Genomic DNA, 17,524 nt, shown 5'->3' with positions numbered 1-17,524 from the left:
CATAAAAAAAATGAGCGTATTTATATACACTCATTTTTACAGCATTTTGCTAAATGTTGCTTAACTGACTGGCATTATTCTCATGAAGGCCTTTTTTAGAAATCTACAGTGCTTTAAGATTGCACAGCACTCTTTTTATGGATACTGCAAGACGGATGGTGATTTTCCTGCAAGCGTAGCACCTTACGTTGTTCAGCGGCTTCAAAACGGCAACGTTTCCAATCATTATCCAAGTTTAATGCAGGCACTTCACGTGGTTTACGGTCTTCATCCACCGCAACCATGGTGAAATAGCAGCTGTTGGTATGGCGTACTGTGCGTTTTTGAATATTTTGCGCTTCGACACGGATGCCGATTTCCATCGAAGTACGACCGACGTGGTTGACACTGGCCAAGAAGGTCACCAACTCACCAACATAGATCGGTTCTTTAAACGTCACTTTATCCACGGACAAAGTTACCACATAGCTACCTGAATAGCGGCTGGCACACGCATAAGCCACCTGATCGAGTAACTTTAAAATTGTTCCCCCATGCACATTCCCTGAGAAATTTGCCATATCTGGCGTCATAAGAATGGACATTGTTAACTCGGACTGATCGTCTAGGATCTGGGTAAGTTGATCTAAAGGGGACATGGTTGACGAGGCTCAATTCAATAATAAGGAAATACTGCTTTAGTATTATATCTTTTTTCCTTTAAAAAACATGTGAAATCCTAAAAATTGTCATCATCATTTCTTATTCTTTTCATACTATTGTTCAGGAAAATATATAAAAAGACTAGAAAAATAAATCCAACTATTTGATTTTTATTTGTTATTTTAATATAGATTAAAAATAATACAATTAAATCCAACGATCTGCTGCATGGCATGAGAGATGGCTTCATTGACTCAAGCCTTCTCTATATTGCAGGTAAATACTCAACACCAGCGTTTTTAACTTCTAAAATAATTGACCCTGTCTCGCATTTTTAATTCAACAAGAGTCAGCGCTGAGGATGAACGATCGAACAAATAATCCTGCTGCGCTCTATGGATGATGACTACCCTGAGCAGTGTTTTTACCCGTCAATCACACACAACATTTCGGCAGTAATGTCACTGTAGTGTAAGACATTGTTGTCATCTAAACGTGCTTGGATCTGGAAAGAACCATCCGGATTCATCTTGATCACTTCAAACTCCAGATGCTCCATCATCGCCAGTTTGACCTTTTGACCGATTTGGATATTCTTCATGATTGAACCTGTTTTTTAATGTCTTGATATTATGCAGATTCAATACATCATGGGTTTTTCATGAGCCGTTTTAAACCGCATGGTGGATAGTGGAAAGTATAAACAGGTTATGGCTCAGGGTAAATATAAGCGCATGCATATGAATAAAAAGCATACCTACAAGAAAGCCAACACACAGATCAAGAGCCATTTTGGCTTGTGAAATCCCTGAATGATCAAATACTTAAACAAGATTCATCTAAACGTGACTGATCATATACTTGAGTAATTGTTCAGCCACGCAGAGGGTTTTATTTCGCCAATAAAGGATCTATCGTCTGGTTTTGTGCCGTCAAACCCTTCAAACTTTTAACCGGCTGTCCCTGTTTACTTGCCAAACTCATTTCAATGGCAGCGATTTTGGCCATTGCCGCTTCAATACCGGCCTGCATGGTCGCTTCACGGCCTTTGACATCAAAGATATGAGCCTTTTCACGCAGATCCGGCTGAATCACGATATCGGCATATTGCAACTCTTCGGTTGCCAGACGATTTTGCATGATATTGATATTCTGGTTAAACAGCCCCCACATATTGGTGGTCTCGGTATGGATCGGCTGAGCCAGAATATCCACGGCAATAATCATGTCCGCACCCAATTCCCGCGCCACTTCAACCGGTACCGGACTCACCAGGCCACCATCAACATATTCTTCACCAGCAATCTGTGTAGGCACAAACATGCTCGGAATCGCCACAGAAGCACGCACAGCCTGACCAGTATTGCCATAATTAAATACGACTTTTTTGCCTGCTTTTAACTGGGTCGCCACCACATACATCGGAATCTTGAGCTGCTGCAACGGCGTAGTACTCACCTGTGCATTCACATAATCTTCAATTTTCTGGCCATCAAAAAAGCCTTTTTTGGCCAAAGTGAGATCACGCACATCTGCAGGTTTCATGTTTAATGCGATTTCTCGCAATTCGGCTGCATTTTTACCACTGGCGTATATCGAGCCGACAATACTGCCTGCACTGGTTCCGACAATAAAATCAGGACGGATGCCATACTGCTCTAAAACTTGAATCACCCCGATATGGGCATAGCCACGTGCGCCACCACTTCCCAACACTAAAGCGATGATCGGGCGTTTTTGCTGTTGTTTGATTTTTTGGAAATCAATCTGGTGAGGACGTGACTGTGCTTCAGTGCTTTCCGTTGATTTTATCAATGGTGCAGCCACACTTGCAGATGTCACAGGCAACTGTTGACAGCCTGCAAGTGCCATCGAGAATCCCAGTACCCATAATTTCATCTGTTTCATGCTTGAAGCACCTCTTCATTTTGCAGCCCGAGTGTACGGAGAAGATGATGACTTCTCTGTTGTATTTATTTAAATCGTCATCTTCTCTTTTTATACTGCCAAAGATTTAAGCTAAACAAAAGTCATAATCATGACCCCAACCCTCTGGCAAATTTTCTTGACCTTTTTGAAATTAGGGTGCACCTCTTTTGGTGGCCCGGCTGCACACCTGGTATTTTTTCATCAGGTATTTGTGCAACAGCGACAATGGCTACAGGATACCGAATATGCACAACTGGTTGCATTAGCTCAGCTGTTGCCAGGTCCAACCAGTAGTCAGGTTGGGATCGGGATTGGTTATCTGCAAAAAAGTTATGCTGGTGGATTTTGTGCATGGCTGGGCTTTACCCTCCCATCAGCCCTGCTCATGAACATCTTTGCCTTGCTCAGCTATCAGGTCAGTGATCTGATTCATCTCGATGCCTTTCATGCGATCCAGTTGATTGTCATGGCTGTTGTGACTGTCGCGTTCTGGCAAATGCTGACCAGCTTCTGCAAACAGACCTGGCATTATCTGCTGATGTTGGTAGCCACCCTGTTTATTTTACTGGTTCCGATCGCCATCAATCAGATTCTTGTCATTCTGGTCGCTGCGTTGTTGGGAGTCACCTTCTCCAAACAGAACAATCTAACCAACCGTGAAGCTCTATCTCTCCAGATCCTGCAGTCTCAATCCAAACATCATCGGGCGTGGTGGTGGCTGTTCCTGTTCTTTGCACTGTTTGTAGTCTTTGCCCTACTGCAAGGATTCACACCTAGCCTGTTGATCGAGAGCATACAAGGCTTTTATCAAACTGCGGCTTTGGTCTTTGGCGGTGGACATGTGGTTTTACCCCTGTTACATCAACAGTTTGTCAGTACCCATCTGATCCCTGCCCAGCAATTTGACTTAGGTTATGCCTTGGCACAGTTGATTCCGGGTCCATTGTTTACCTTTGCCAGTTTCATTGGGACATTTATTCCAATGACGCCTTTTCCACTGCTCAATGCGGCAATCGCCACCCTTGCGATTTTTCTTCCGTCTTTTTTACTGATTTTTGCCTTGTTGCCCTACTGGTCTCGTTTTATGGCCCAAGCAAAAATTCAAAAAGCCGTAACGGGTATTAATGCAGCCGTGGTCGGTTTACTGTTTGCCATGGTCATCTCGATGGGGATAAATCAGATCCGTCATTGGTCAGATCTGCTGTTCGTGGTGTTGGTCATCGCCTTACTTAAAACCAAGCTACCTGTACTGATTAGTATTCCAGGCAGTTTCTTGCTGTATCTATTACTACAATTTTGGATATAAAGTACCTAATACCCCCATTAAAAAAGCCCCTACATGAGGGGCTTGATGTTGAACTTAGACAAAAAACTTCAAGATCAACTGAATCACTGTCGCATTAATCAAGTCCACAAAGAACGCACCACACAACGGTACAATCAGGAAAGCCTTATGCGAAGGACCATACATGTTGGTAATCGCTTGCATATTGGCTACGGCAGTTGGTGTTGCCCCCATACCAAAACCACAATGTCCAGCCGCCAATACAGCCGCATCATAATTTTTACCCATTGCCCGGAACGTGACAAAACTCGCATAGAGTGCCATCGTGATGGTTTGTGCTCCAAGAATCACCACCAATGGTCCTGCCAGATCAGCCAGTTGCCAGAGTTTCAGTGATAACAATGCCATTGCCAGATATAAAGACAAAGAGGCATTACCAAACACATCAATCGCTCGGTCAAAGATGTCAATCTTACAACCAGACTCCATGATATTACGCAGGATGACGCCGCCACCCAAGGCCCAGACAAAAGTTGGCAATTCATACCAGGTACCTTTACTCATCCCGGTCATGAAATCGGCAAATGCCAGACATGCCGCAAACATCCCCAAAGTGGTAATGGCATTATCTGCAGTAATTAAACGAACCTGATGCGGGTTTTCAAATGGGGCCAGATCGTCTGATTCTGGTGCAGGATGGGTATCCCGATAATGAATTTGCGCTTCAGTTTTGGCTTGTGCCAGACCATGGCGATTAATCAACAGTTTGGCAAGTGGGCCACCAATAATACCACCGATAATCAGACCAAAAGTGGCGCTGGCCATCCCGAGGGCCAAGGCACCTTGAATCCCATGTTCCACTTCCAGAATTTCGCCCCAAGCTCCTGCAGTGCCGTGACCTCCAGTTAAGGTAATCGAACCTGCGATCAAGCCAATTAGTGGATCCACGCCCAATAGGGTCGCAAGGCTCATGCCCACGAAGTCTTGCACCACAATAAATGCGGCCACCGCAATAAGGAATATAACCAATCCCATGCCACCTTGTTTCAGTTTGGCAAAGTTCGCGCTCAAACCAATGGAAGCAAAAAAAATCAGCATAAAGCTGCTTTGCAGCTCGCTACTGGTCACAATGCTATATCCCCAAACGTTATAAACTATCAGGGAAAGTACAGCAGCCACTAAACCACCGGCGACAGGCTCAGGAATATTGTAACGTTTCAAAAAATCAATCTTATTGACCAGCAAACGTCCGAGCAGTAGCACGATGACAGCAGCAATCAAGGTATAAAATGCATTAAAGGTAAATTGCATGACATCTGTCCATTATGATCTTTGATCTGGCCCATACAGAGATTTGACCAATTGCAGCGGAAACGCTGCAGAATCGGGCCAAACCGTGTTGAACAGGTCAGAACAAATACAAAAAGTTTAGAAAATATCGTTAGATGGCGTGGGTGAGGGCAATGTTCGCCTTATCACCCTTAGAAGGTATATTTCGCCATGGCACCTACACGATTGTCTTGACCTTTTTCACCGGTAAAGGTTTCACGTTCACCATAGACATACTCCACACCAAATGTCAGCGGATTGACAGGAGAATACATAATATTGAACCATGCTTGCTGTAAGCGTTGGTTTTGATTGCTATCCTCTTTTTGCAGTGCAATTTGGGCAAATGCATTGTCCTCAGACAGCATTACACCATAGCCCAGCGTGCTTCGCAGTTTACTGTTCAACTGATACGTTGCACCCACCGCCACTGAATCAAACACATTTTTCTCGATCTTTTGTGTTGCAGGGTGAATCAGGTAGCTATCATTACTATACAGGACGAATTTTCCATCTCCTTCTACATGATAGTAATCTGCCATAATACGCAGATCATTGCTCAGCTGATACGCTGCTCCCAGACCCACGCCCCACGCGAGGGTTGAATCGTCTTCTGTCTTACGTTCGGTCACTAAACCTCTCAGAGACGATGTTCCTTTATGGTCTGCAAAGTTATATTTCAGTTTTGCTGTTAATGCAGGAATACTGGTTTTGGTACTACTCAAACCATCATTGGCTTCTTCTAATGCAACGAAATATTCGGTTTGCGGGGTGATTTTATTCTGGTAACGAACCATCTTGTTGCGATAAGTGGCACCACCCAAATTTGTATTAAAATCCAGCATTTCTGGCATTAAATCCGTTGCCACAAAGGTTGAGGTGGTTTGACCGAAGAGCCAGTTATTGTAAGTTAGATAGGCATGGCGGATGCGCAAGGTATCATTGCTACCACGGAAGTCGACTTCGATCTTTCCACCCACTTTATCTTGGCCCAGCTGCTTGTTAAAATCTAGACCTAGGCGGCTCGTTGCCACTGAGCTGTACATTTTATCTTGATGTGCATCATCTAATGCAACATCGTCAATACGGTTAAAAATTGAGGAACCACCTTCGACCTGATATTGAACGTCTGCACGTAAAAATCCATATAAATTGAAGTCTGAGCCTGCAGCAGTCGTGAGTTGTAGACCTTCTTTTACAGCGGAAGACGTCGCTTGAAGAGGGGCAGATTTGACTGCGGAGGGCAATACAACTTGTGCTGAGGTATTGGTTTGTACGGTTTGTGCTTGATAACGCTCGATCAGTGTTCTGAGCTCTTTCACTTCCATTTTTAACTGCTGCAATTCATCCTGTTCAGATGTGGCATGGGCAGTATTCATCAACAAAGTCACAACGGTAATTTTCAGGCTTTGTTGCATTAATCGCTTTTGACTGAGGGGTAAACTCATGCGAAGCTCCTTTTAACGCATTCCGGTTTTTCTTATTGTTTTGGGCTTTCAAAACAATAAGACATCAAGGTTTTACTCTGTTCCTTGGTTTCAGATCAGAGAAAAAGGCCGTATTATGCGCAAAATTACTCCATATTTTTACCGTTTGTTAAATTTAAATTAAAAGATTCTTATAAAATTATACAAAATATTATTTTTTCTTTTTATGAATCAAAAACCTAAAAACCATCTAATAAATTAGTCGTAGAACGTAAAAAAAGAGGCCGGAGCCTCTTTTTTGTTTGTACTTAACTTACAATCAAATGATTAGAAGTTATAAATTGCAGTTGCTTGAACGCGGTTGTCTTCGCCAGTTTTACCTTCAAAGGTTTCACGCTCACCGTACACATATTCAAGACCGAAGCTCAAAGGCTTCACAGGGCTATAGAACACGTTTGCCCAACCTTGCCACAAGTTTTCATTAATAGCGTTCTTTTTAGTATCAGTAGTACCATTAGCTAACTGATATTCTTTATTATCATCCATCTTCATATAACCATAGCCAAGGGTACCGCGCCACTTTGGAGTGAACTGTTGTGTTAGACCAACAGTGATTGAATCGAATTCGTTTTCAACCATATCACCATCAGTTTCAACAACATAACTTGGGTTTGACCATGATACGAAGCTACTATCCCCTTTTACATGATAGTAATCTGCTTTTAAAGTTGTCGATGGGGTTAGGTTATATTTCATCCCTAAACCAGCACCCCACGCTGTAATCTCATCCGAAGCAGTTTTCTTTTCAGTAACCATTACACGCGGTGTGATAATCCCCGCGCCATTGGCAAACTTCTGGTTTAAACGAGCCGTTAGTACAGGTAAACGCATTTCATTACCTGGATCTACAGTATCAGAATATTTCGAGTCTTCGATTGCTACAGCAAAGTTAGTATTTGGATTTACTGTTTTTGTATAACGTACCTGTGGTGTACGTTTTACAGCACCACCAACATAACCTAAAGCATCAATCGTTTCCGGCATATAGTCGGTAATCGCAAAGTTAGACCAGGTTTGACCCACCAACCAGTTGCCATACGTCATATACGCATGACGAATACGGAATTGATCAGCAGTTGAAGCACCACCAACGAAGTCCATCTCTAACTTACCAGCCACATCACCCGCTTGTGTTGGAGTTTTAAAGTCAAAACCAAAACGCGATGAGTTGAGCGTAGTTTTCAAACGGTCACTTGCTTCTGTAACACCAACTTCATTGTTTAAAGGTACACTGCTAATCTGGTTATACATACGCGTAGTACTACCACCTTCAGCTTGGTAAGCAACATCGGCACGGATGTTACCGTAGAATTTCACTTCGGTACCTGATGGAGTCGTGAAGCTTAAACCATTTGCTTTTGGCGCTGCTGCAGGAGCTGGGTAATTTTGTGCTGGTGTGCCTGGAGCCGGCATGCTGACAGCAGGTTTCGCTGCAACATATTGCTCAAGTAATGCGCGTAATTCTTTGACTTCACCGCGTAACTGTTCAACTTCCGTATTTGAACCATTCGCTTGAGCCATAGTCGCCATACCCATAGCGACTGCTAAAGTAAGAGTATTTACAGCCAAAGCTTTAGACTGAATTTTCATCCTGCGTTTCCTTTCTCTCGAAAATTTGTTGTTGGTATTGTTCATTCCACTGAACATTATCCTTGCCTTATTTTTACCCCAGAAAATGCACAAACTCTAGCCATATCATCCAAAAGTCGCACTAGCCTTTGGTCGCATTACACTCACATTTCCTCCATATTTTCACTATTGGATCACGCTATTCTTGCGACTAAAAAACAACTTTTAAAACATAATTTAATATGAATAACAATTAGTTAAAAACAAAAAGTTCACAATCTTGCTTACACTAAAAAAGATTAAAACAAGCTTAAAGTTTAAACAAAATATTTCATCGAATACCTTTAAGCTATACATTTAGACCCAGATTTAAGGCATGTCTTGCAGTTTTTTTACACAAAAAAAAGTCTTCACAAGCAGATAAATCACTTATAGTCTGATGCAAAACAACGTATCAAATGAAAAAACAGGAGTATTTATGAACTTGGAGCAGGTTCGCTACGTCGATGAAGCTATCACCTCTCGACATTCAGTTCGCGCTTTTCTAAACCAACCAGTAGAGCCTGAGCTAATTAAAGATATTCTTCGTGTAGCCAGTCGTGCACCTTCGGGCACCAATACTCAGCCCTGGAAAGTCTATGTGGTCACAGGCAAAAAACGCGAGGAAATGATCGAGCGTGTCTGTCAGGCACAACTTGAAATCAATGCTAATCCAGCCCTAGCCTCAGAATACACAGAAACTTTTGCCTACTATCCTCATACCTGGATTTCGCCGTTTATTGACCGTCGTCGGGAAAATGGCTGGGCGCTATACGGCCTGCTCAACATCCAAAAAGGTGATAAGGACAAAATGTCAGCACAACAATTGCGTAACTTCAAATTATTCGATGCGCCAGTTGGCCTATACTTTACGGTGAATAAAGCCATGGGAATTGGCTCAAAAATGGACATTGCCATGATGATGCAAAATGTCATGACGGCTGCTAAGGCCCGCGGTCTGGATACCTGCCCTCAGGCCGCGTGGAACCATTTCCACCCGATTGTACTGGATGTACTCGCTGCACCTGAAGATGAAGAGCTGGTCTGTACCATTGCCTTGGGTTATGCAGATCCCGAGGCGATTGTAAATACCTTAGTGACCCCACGTGAACCGGTCGAAAACTTCACTGTATTTTTGGATAACTAAGCCAATATGTAAAAGAGACACAGCCTGTGTCTCTTTTTCAACATTCTTAATTGATTCAGATGGTTGATTGTAAATGCTGATCACGAATCAAAGCCGATATGGCTATTCCTCCAATAGCTAAGAATATCAACATGATGACAGCAACATTCAATACCGCATTCCAGCTCAAAATATTTAACAAGACCCCACCAAGTAGCCCACAGCCAAACTGCAGGCTACCCATAATCGCACTTGCCGTTCCCGCACGCGCTCCCTGCTGAGACATTGCCAGCGCGGTTGCATTAGGACCGGTAAAGCCAATTCCGGCAACCGCCATAAACATTCCCACCATGACCCCAACAAAAGAATGCAGCCATTGCAACCCAACAGCAAACAAAATAACGGCTCCTAATAATTGAATGAGCACGCCCACACAAAGTCGTTGCAATACTCCCAGATGTCCAGCCAAACGTTTATTGATAAAAGATAACAGCATGATGCCAAAAGCATTGATACCAAAGGCATAGGCAAACTGCTGCTGTGACAAATGATAGCCATCCATCAGAATCGAGGATGCCGAACTGATATAGGAGAAAAGCACTGCACCACTGAAACAGCCTGCAAGCATCGGTAAACGAAAACTGCGATCCAGTAAAATCGTCATATAGAGACGGGCTACCTGACTGAAATTTAATTTTAGACGGCGATCCGCTGGCAAAGTTTCCTTAAAGAAAAAATGCACACAGCCCAAACAGACTAGCCCCATCATGGCCAGTACGACAAAGACGGCATGCCAACTAAAAAATGCCAAAATCCACGCACCAATGGTCGGTGCTAAAATAGGTGCCAATCCCATCACAATCATCATGCTAGCAAAAGCGTGGGCGGATTGAGACAGATCAAGCCGATCTCGAATTGCCGCACGTGCCATCACCACACCTACACAGCCACCGAGCGCTTGCAGAACACGCGCCAGAATCAAACTCCATTCACTTTCAGCCAGAACACAGAGCAGACTCGCCAGACTATAAAGAATCAAACCAAAATAGAGGGGTTTCTTACGTCCAATCCGGTCACTGATGGGGCCATAGACCAACTGTCCCACCGCTAAGCCCAAAAAATAAGCGGGTAAAGTATTGGCAACTTGCTGGGTCGTGGTGCCAAAGTCACTCGCCATTTGCGGCAAGGCTGGCAGGTACATATCTATCGATAAGGGACCTAATGCCGTGAGCAAAGCCAGCAACATAATCCAGCTGGAAGAATATCCCGTAGACGTATCAGATTTTTCAATATTCATATTGGTGTTTTGCATGATCGGCGTGCAGACAAGCTTACACGCTCCATAGTATGATGAGCACGATATATAAATGAATTGTCACATAACCAGCACAATAACCGATTAATTTTTAAACTTTTATTTTATATTAAGGACATGCATTGAAACCCTGGCTCACTCGTCTCAAACAAGCGACCTATAACACAACCTTCATGTATAACCTGCGCATGATTATTGCGTTTAGTGGTACGGCGTTTGTGCCTTATCTGCTCGACTATCAACTCGCTACCATCCCACTGACATTAGGTGTGGTCGCTGCGGGTTTGAGTGATATTGACGACCGGTTTTCCGTGCGCATCATGAACCTGATTTACACCTATCTTGGGTTCTTTGTGACCGCAGTGTCTGTCCATTTTTTGTTTCCTTATCCGGTACTGTTTGCGATTGGCTTGATTGTGTCCTGCATTGGCTGGATTTTACTGGGTTCATTGGGCCGTCGTTACGCCATTATTTCTTACGGCTGTCTGGTGGTATCGGTCTATTCCATGCTCGGTGTCCATCTATTCGAAGAATGGTATATGCAACCGATGCTGCTGGTGATTGGCGCCGCTTGGTATGGCCTGCTTTCCACCATTAGTTTCTTGCTGTTTCCGGTTAGGGTGGTACAGGACAAACTATCCCAATGCTATTCTTCGTTAGGCGATTTCCTGTTTGCCAAGTCCAATCTGTTCGATGTCGACATGACACGAGAAAGTTATCAGCAAAGCATGATTGACCTGTCGATGGAAAATGGTCGTTTGGTCGGCATTTTTAATGAAATGAAAACGGCCTTGCTCACGCGCCTCAAGGGAGACCGCGGACAAAAAGACACCCGCCGCAGCCTGCATTATTACTTCGTGGCACAAGATATTCATGAACGGGCAGACTCAGCCCATATTGACTACCAGAAACTGGCGAAAATCTTTCAGCACAGCGACATCCTGTTCCGCTTCCAGCGCATTCTCTCCATCCAAGGGAAAGCCTGTAAGGATCTTAGCGAAAGCATCTTGCATCGCATTACCTATCAACATAACAAACGTTTTAAGCATGCTTTTGAAAATCTGCGTCAGTCTTTAGAGAAACTGCAACAGGAACAGCAATATGACCAAATCTGGATCAATGCGCTGTTTTCTCTCTATCAAAACCTCAAAGCCATCGATGCACAACTGCGTAATGTGGAAACCGAACGCCACATCAAGCTGGATAAAAGCAAACATATTGAAAATCAGCTGAAAGATGATGATCTGAAAGGCTGGGATGACATCGTGATTCGGGTCAAACAGCATTTGACTCCTGAATCTGTGTTATTCCGCCATGCCATACGGCTGTCACTGGTGCTGTTTATTGGTTATGTGTTTATTCAGCTCACTGATATCCAGTATGGTTACTGGATTCTGTTGACGGCCCTGTTTGTTAGCCAGCCGAACTTTAACGCCACCAAACGCCGCTTGTATCTGCGTATTATCGGCACCTTAATCGGCATCAGCATCGGTTATGCCGTTCTGTATTTTATCCCGTCGATCGAAGGTCAGTTATTGCTGCTGATTTTAAGTGGTGCCCTGTTCTTTGAACTGCGCAGTAAACAGTACGCACAGGCCACAGCTTTCATGACGATTTTGGCCATGATCAATTTCAATCTGGATGGCTTGGGCTTCGCTGCTGCATTACCGCGCCTGATTGATACCCTGATTGGCTGTGGACTAGCCTGGTTTGGGGTCAGCTTTATCTGGCCGGACTGGCAATTCCGCCGTTTACCGCGCACCATCAAACGTGCGCTCACTGCTCAATGTGACTACCTGACCGAAGTAGTGCAGCAATATCAGCATGGCCGCAATAATGGGCTGCAATACCGCGTTGTGCGTCGTGCAGCCAACAATACCGATGCTGAAGTGGCTTCATTAATTTCAACCTTGGCCACTGAACCGGATTTCGATCCAGCGCAGAAAAATCAGGCCTTTGAATTTTTGTGTTTGCACCATACTTTTTTGAGCTACATTTCAGCTCTAGGTGCACACCGTCAGCAAATTCAGGATCCGGAAATCTTGGCCTTGCTGCATCAGGCTCTCGATGATATCCGGGGTTCACTACTTCATGATGAGACGCCCGACTTGACAGCACAGAACATGCTACAGACGATTCGTCAGCGTTTAAGCCAGAATAACCAGGCCGATCAACATTCCTTGATCATCCTGCAACAGCTGTCCCTGATGCTGAGTATTCTTGCTCAACTCAGTACGCTCAAGCAGAGCTTAAGCCATGAACATGACACGCAAGCCTCCGAGCTGGGTTCCATCTAAAGTGGGTAGAAAATTGGCAGAATATCCTCACTGAATTAGGAAAATTAGTGCTAAACTTTGAAAAGTTTAGGATTCGTTACATGCATTATGACTGCAAAAAATATTTATGCTTATACCCTTCAGCCAGTGAATTATGAAGTTTCCGAGGCTGAGCAACGCAACGTGCAACTGATGATCTGGCGCAGTACCAACAAGATTGGTACAAAAGCCTGGGCCATCATGGGAGCGATTGTGGCTTTATCTATTCTTGGCATTATCTTGCTCAAGAATTACTCCACCCTGTTTTGCTGGATCGCCATCGTGGGTGTGGTGCTGTATTACGCGTTACGTACCTACGGTTTGGAATGGTATGTCAAACGTAAGATGAATGAATTTCCAGTACAGGAAATTAAAGGCATTCGCTTAGGGGTACAACCACACGGAATCGTGATGCGTCAACAGCTGGGCGGTCAAGAAGGTGTGGGTACGATTGGCTGGAAAGACATTTATGAGTGGTATAACACGCCGGATTTCATTTTGGTCAACTTCAAAGTAAAAGACCAACAAGGGGCTTATATCTTGCCTAAGCGCATGGATTCAAAGAACTTTCCATTCAATACTGTACGCAAGCATCTGAATGAAACTGTAGGACCTGCTAAAACCTTTTAAGCATCCTCAATTTTAAAGGCCTCATTTGAGGCCTTTTTTATGTACCGGTATTGCAAATGATAATTAGTATTAATTACAATATCCATACTATCTGCACATTTGCGTTCTATGCTTAGCCGTACTTACCCAATGCCGCTTTTCTGGTCATTAACTCATGCTTAAAAGAATATTTTTCCAAATTCACTGGTTTTTAGGGATTACTGCCGGGCTGATCCTGTCCATTATGGGCGTCACAGGGGCGATCTATTCCTATGAATCGCAAATACTGAAATGGATCAACCAAGACAGTTATGTGGTCACTGTCCAGACACAGCCAAAGCTGACACCAGCGCAGATTTATCAGCATTTTCAGCGTACCCAACCTGAACTGAAAATTAACAGTGTGACGATTAGCAGCAGCCAGACCACCTCTTCACAGATCAATATCGCCAAAGCCGGAGAAAAACGTGGTTTAGCGGTGATGATTAACCCTTACACGGCTGAAGTGTTGCCTGAGTTGAAAGGTCGCGAGTTTTTCAAATTTGTAGAAAAACTGCACCGTACCCTTACCTTGGGGCCTCAAGGCAAACTGATTACTGGCTCTTGTGCCCTAATACTGATTTTCTTTGTGCTGAGTGGCTTATATCTACGCTGGCCGAAACAGCATAGTGTACGTCAATGGCTGGCTGTTAAACCGCAACTTAAAGGTCGCAATTTTCTGTGGGATTTACATGCGGTGGTAGGAACCTGGGTGATTGTGTTTTATCTGATGCTGGCCATGACAGGGCTGTATTGGTCGTTTGACTGGTGGCGCAACGGGATGTATGCAGTACTGGGTGTACAACGTGAAATACCCAAAGAAGTACCACTAGCTGCAAAAAAGGATGAAGGCTCAAAACAGGCCCTCCCTCTACCGATGGTCACTTATGCATTAGAACAGACCTGGAGTGGTTTTAATCAAAACATTGGTCGTGAATATTCCAGCCTAACACTCAACATCCCTACCAAAAATGATGGCAAAGTCGAGGTTAGCTTTATCGATGCCACACCACAGCATGAACGAGCAAAAAATACGGCAAGTTACGATTATCGTGCAGAAAAAATTGAAAAGTTAAAACTCTATGAAATACAACCGCTGAATGAAAAAATCATGTCCAGCATGTTGCCGGTACACCGTGGTAGCTTTTTCGGACCGGTTTATCAGTTCCTTGCCATGTTGGCCGCATTGGTGATGCCTCTGTTTTTCATTACCGGCTGGATGCTGTACTTAAAACGTCGCAAACAGAAAAAGCTCACCCAAGCCGCGCGTCTGGCATTGAGTTCAACAGACCTCAAACATCCACGTCAGCCCTGGTTGATCATCTATGCATCACAGACGGGGCTCGCCGAACAACTGGCCTGGCGTACAGCAACCAGCTTGCAGGCTGCCAACCAGGCTGTTCAGGTAAAATCCATGCAGCAGCTTAGCCTGACAGAACTCAAACAGCAGCAGCACATCCTGTTTGTGGTCAGCACCTATGGTACGGGTGATGCTCCTGATCTGGCTACAAGCTTTGTCAAAAAAGCCATGCGGGAACAACCTGACCTGGCACAGCTCAACTACGCCATTTTAGCTTTGGGCTCCAAAGAATATACCAACAGCTATTGCCGATTTGGCTATCGTGTTGATGAATGGCTGCAAGCCTGTCATGCCACTCCACTGTTTGATTTGATCACCGTGGATAATGCAGATCCTGTAGCGCTTCAATGCTGGAATCAGGCTTTAGCTGAACTCTTCCAGACCGAACTGGCCGATATGCAGGTGAATAAAGTATTTGATACCTGGTCGCTGGAAAAACGTGACTTGCTCAATCCAGGCAGCTTAGGTGGTGCTATTTACAATATTGAGTTACGCGCAAAGCATGATGTCTCATGGCAAGCCGGAGATATTGCCGAAATTCAGCCAGAAAACGCATTGGTCCGTATCCATGCGTTTCTTCAGCAACAGCAACTAGATGGTCAAGCCTTGGTGCCATCTCTCAATCTGCCTTTACAAGAAGCCTTAAAAACCAAAGACCTGAGCGCCTCGGTCCAAGCCTATCAAAATCTTGATGAACTGCTTGATCAGCTGACAACACTACCAAGCCGTGAATATTCCATTGCCAGCATTCCATCGCAACAACTTTTACGTTTGGTGGTCCGTCAACAGAAAAATCTCCAAGGTGAACTGGGCTTGGGTTCAGGCTGGTTAACGGCCCATGCAGCCATCAATCAACCGATTGCACTACGCATCCGTAGCAATCCGAATTTTCACCTGATCGATGACAATCGCCCACTGATCCTGATCGGCAACGGAACAGGGATCGCCGGACTGATGAGCTTGATGCATGCACGGGTTCGCCTCAATTACACTGAAAACTGGCTGATTTTTGGTGAACGCCAGCAAGCCTGTGATTTTATCTATCGAGAGACCATCCAGGCTTGGCAAAGCACAGCTATGCTGAAACGTCTGGATCTTGCCTTCTCACGCGATCAGCCACAGCGGATTTATGTACAAGACAAATTGCGTGAACAAGCCAGCGAACTCAAAGCCTGGATCAATCGTGGTGCAGTGATCTATATCTGCGGTAGCCTGGAAGGTATGGCTCAAGGCGTAGAACACGCTTTAATCGAGATTCTGGGTGAAGAAGCATTAGAAGAGTTGCGTTTAACACAACGTTATCGACGTGATGTCTATTAACTTTGCAACGACTACGCAAAACCGGGTACGATGAACCCGGTTTTTTTACGCCTGTTTACTGTCCTTTGTTTTTAGTGATGCGGTGCCTATGACCTCCCTGATGCTTTCTCTGTCCAGCAAAATCAAACGCATGCTGACCGCATTGTTTGGTAGCCTATTGTTCCTGGATGGCCTATTTTTCACCGTACAAAATAAAATCCATTTAGGCACCCTACTGCCCCTAATTTTAGGTGGTTTTCTGCTAGCTTATAGTTATTTCTATCAGCAGATTCAAGCCATTTTAGCCCAGCATCCAAGCTATAAAATGCTATGGCATCTGGGATGGGGATTAATGATCATTTGGGTCATCAGTCTCTTGAGTTTTTTTGTGTATCTACATCAACAGATCCAACAACAAGTCGATGTTCCAAAGCTAAAAGCCATCATTGTCTTGGGAAGTGGCATTGAAAATGGTCGGCCTTCTGCCATTTTGGCACAACGTCTAAATACCGCTGCTGCATTAGCCGCGCAACAACCGCAGGCAAACATTATTGTCAGTGGTGGTTTGGCAACCCGTGAACATGCAACTGAGGCCGAGATTATGGCCGCCTACTTACAGCACACCTTTCACATTCCCGCACATCGAATCAAGCTGGAAACCGAAAGTACCAGTACCGAGCTCAACCTGCGTAATACACAAGTCATTTTGCACAATCAGCATATTTCCCTCAAAAAGCCGATTGCGATTGTCACCAGCGATTTCCATACCTTACGTGCAGCTGCGATTGCTCGAAAACAGGGCTATCAACACCCCATTATGGTCAGTGCACCGACACCTCTTTTGAATCGCTATAATGCCTGGCTGCGGGAATACTTTGCTTTTATCAGTGGCTGGTTGTTAAATGAATACTAAGATAGATCAATTATGCTGAATCGCCTGATCTATAGTTTAATAACCAAAACAAATATTGTTCATTCAAAATGAATTTATACAAAACGTTTGACGATTGAAAATTAATAAACAGTAAGAAGATGCAAAAGTACAAATAAAAAAATCCATCAAAACCAAAAGCTTTGATAGTTGAAAGAATTTCATGCGGGAAGATATGGTGGGCGCTGACGGGATCGAACCGCCGACATTCTGCTTGTAAGGCAGACGCTCTACCAACTGAGCTAAGCGC

The 17,524-nt window shown here is 44.3% G+C and carries 13 protein-coding genes; 6 read left to right on the top strand and 7 right to left on the bottom strand.

The features are described 5' to 3' along the window. Positions 1–113: 113 nt before the first annotated feature. From PAE54_RS10960 to PAE54_RS10950, 3 genes are all read right to left on the bottom strand, one after another. A complete protein-coding gene (locus PAE54_RS10960; RefSeq protein ID WP_273777254.1) occupies positions 114–638 on the bottom strand; it encodes an acyl-CoA thioesterase in 525 nt (174 codons plus the stop codon). 428 nt (positions 639–1,066) lie between these two features. Continuing rightward, the gene (locus tag PAE54_RS10955; RefSeq protein WP_326519467.1) at positions 1,067–1,243 is read right to left on the bottom strand and encodes a hypothetical protein; all 177 of its coding nucleotides are present in this window, start codon (positions 1,241–1,243) and stop codon (positions 1,067–1,069) included. A 290-nt stretch (positions 1,244–1,533) separates the two neighbouring features. Beyond that, a complete protein-coding gene (locus PAE54_RS10950) occupies positions 1,534–2,550 on the bottom strand; it encodes a patatin-like phospholipase family protein (RefSeq protein ID WP_326519466.1) in 1,017 nt (338 codons plus the stop codon). 127 nt (positions 2,551–2,677) lie between these two features. Between PAE54_RS10950 and chrA the strand changes: the two genes are divergently transcribed. Then, positions 2,678–3,877, top strand: a complete 1,200-nt coding sequence (gene chrA, locus PAE54_RS10945; protein ID WP_326519469.1) for a chromate efflux transporter — start codon at positions 2,678–2,680, stop codon at positions 3,875–3,877. Positions 3,878–3,931: 54 nt separating this feature from the next. Here chrA and gltS read toward each other — a convergent pair whose 3' ends face one another. The 3 genes from gltS to PAE54_RS10930 form a co-directional block, all read right to left on the bottom strand. Further along, positions 3,932–5,167, bottom strand: a complete 1,236-nt coding sequence (gltS, locus tag PAE54_RS10940) for a sodium/glutamate symporter (RefSeq protein ID WP_326519465.1) — start codon at positions 5,165–5,167, stop codon at positions 3,932–3,934. Positions 5,168–5,337: 170 nt separating this feature from the next. After that, positions 5,338–6,633 (bottom strand): DcaP family trimeric outer membrane transporter, encoded by a 1,296-nt coding sequence (locus PAE54_RS10935; RefSeq protein WP_326519464.1) that lies wholly within the window; start codon positions 6,631–6,633, stop codon positions 5,338–5,340. Between the two features lie 306 nt (positions 6,634–6,939). Continuing rightward, positions 6,940–8,262: a DcaP family trimeric outer membrane transporter gene (locus PAE54_RS10930; protein ID WP_442784398.1), complete on the bottom strand. Its 1,323-nt coding sequence runs from the start codon at positions 8,260–8,262 to the stop codon at positions 6,940–6,942. A 457-nt stretch (positions 8,263–8,719) separates the two neighbouring features. Between PAE54_RS10930 and PAE54_RS10925 the strand changes: the two genes are divergently transcribed. Further along, the gene (locus tag PAE54_RS10925) at positions 8,720–9,427 is read left to right on the top strand and encodes a nitroreductase (RefSeq protein WP_326519462.1); all 708 of its coding nucleotides are present in this window, start codon (positions 8,720–8,722) and stop codon (positions 9,425–9,427) included. A gap of 55 nt (positions 9,428–9,482) precedes the next feature. Here the strand turns inward: PAE54_RS10925 and PAE54_RS10920 are convergent, their stop codons facing one another. Further along, positions 9,483–10,703, bottom strand: a complete 1,221-nt coding sequence (locus tag PAE54_RS10920; RefSeq protein WP_326519468.1) for a multidrug effflux MFS transporter — start codon at positions 10,701–10,703, stop codon at positions 9,483–9,485. 140 nt (positions 10,704–10,843) lie between these two features. Between PAE54_RS10920 and yccS the strand changes: the two genes are divergently transcribed. The 4 genes from yccS (at position 10,844) to PAE54_RS10900 (ending at position 17,256) form a co-directional block, all read left to right on the top strand. Beyond that, a complete protein-coding gene (yccS, locus tag PAE54_RS10915; RefSeq protein ID WP_326519461.1) occupies positions 10,844–13,018 on the top strand; it encodes a YccS family putative transporter in 2,175 nt (724 codons plus the stop codon). Positions 13,019–13,105: 87 nt separating this feature from the next. Next, positions 13,106–13,666 (top strand): YcxB family protein, encoded by a 561-nt coding sequence (locus tag PAE54_RS10910; protein WP_326519460.1) that lies wholly within the window; start codon positions 13,106–13,108, stop codon positions 13,664–13,666. Positions 13,667–13,820: 154 nt separating this feature from the next. Further along, positions 13,821–16,364, top strand: a complete 2,544-nt coding sequence (locus PAE54_RS10905) for a PepSY domain-containing protein (RefSeq protein WP_326519459.1) — start codon at positions 13,821–13,823, stop codon at positions 16,362–16,364. Positions 16,365–16,452: 88 nt separating this feature from the next. Continuing rightward, entirely contained in the window at positions 16,453–17,256 is an 804-nt protein-coding gene (locus PAE54_RS10900; RefSeq protein WP_326519458.1) for a YdcF family protein, read from the top strand. Positions 17,257–17,524 lie beyond the last annotated feature (268 nt).

The sequence above is a fragment of the Acinetobacter minutum genome (assembly GCF_035916735.1).
Lineage (GTDB): Bacteria > Pseudomonadota > Gammaproteobacteria > Pseudomonadales > Moraxellaceae > Acinetobacter.
The sequence above is the reverse complement of the archived record's forward strand: the minus strand, read 5'-3'. Positions and strand labels throughout refer to the sequence as shown.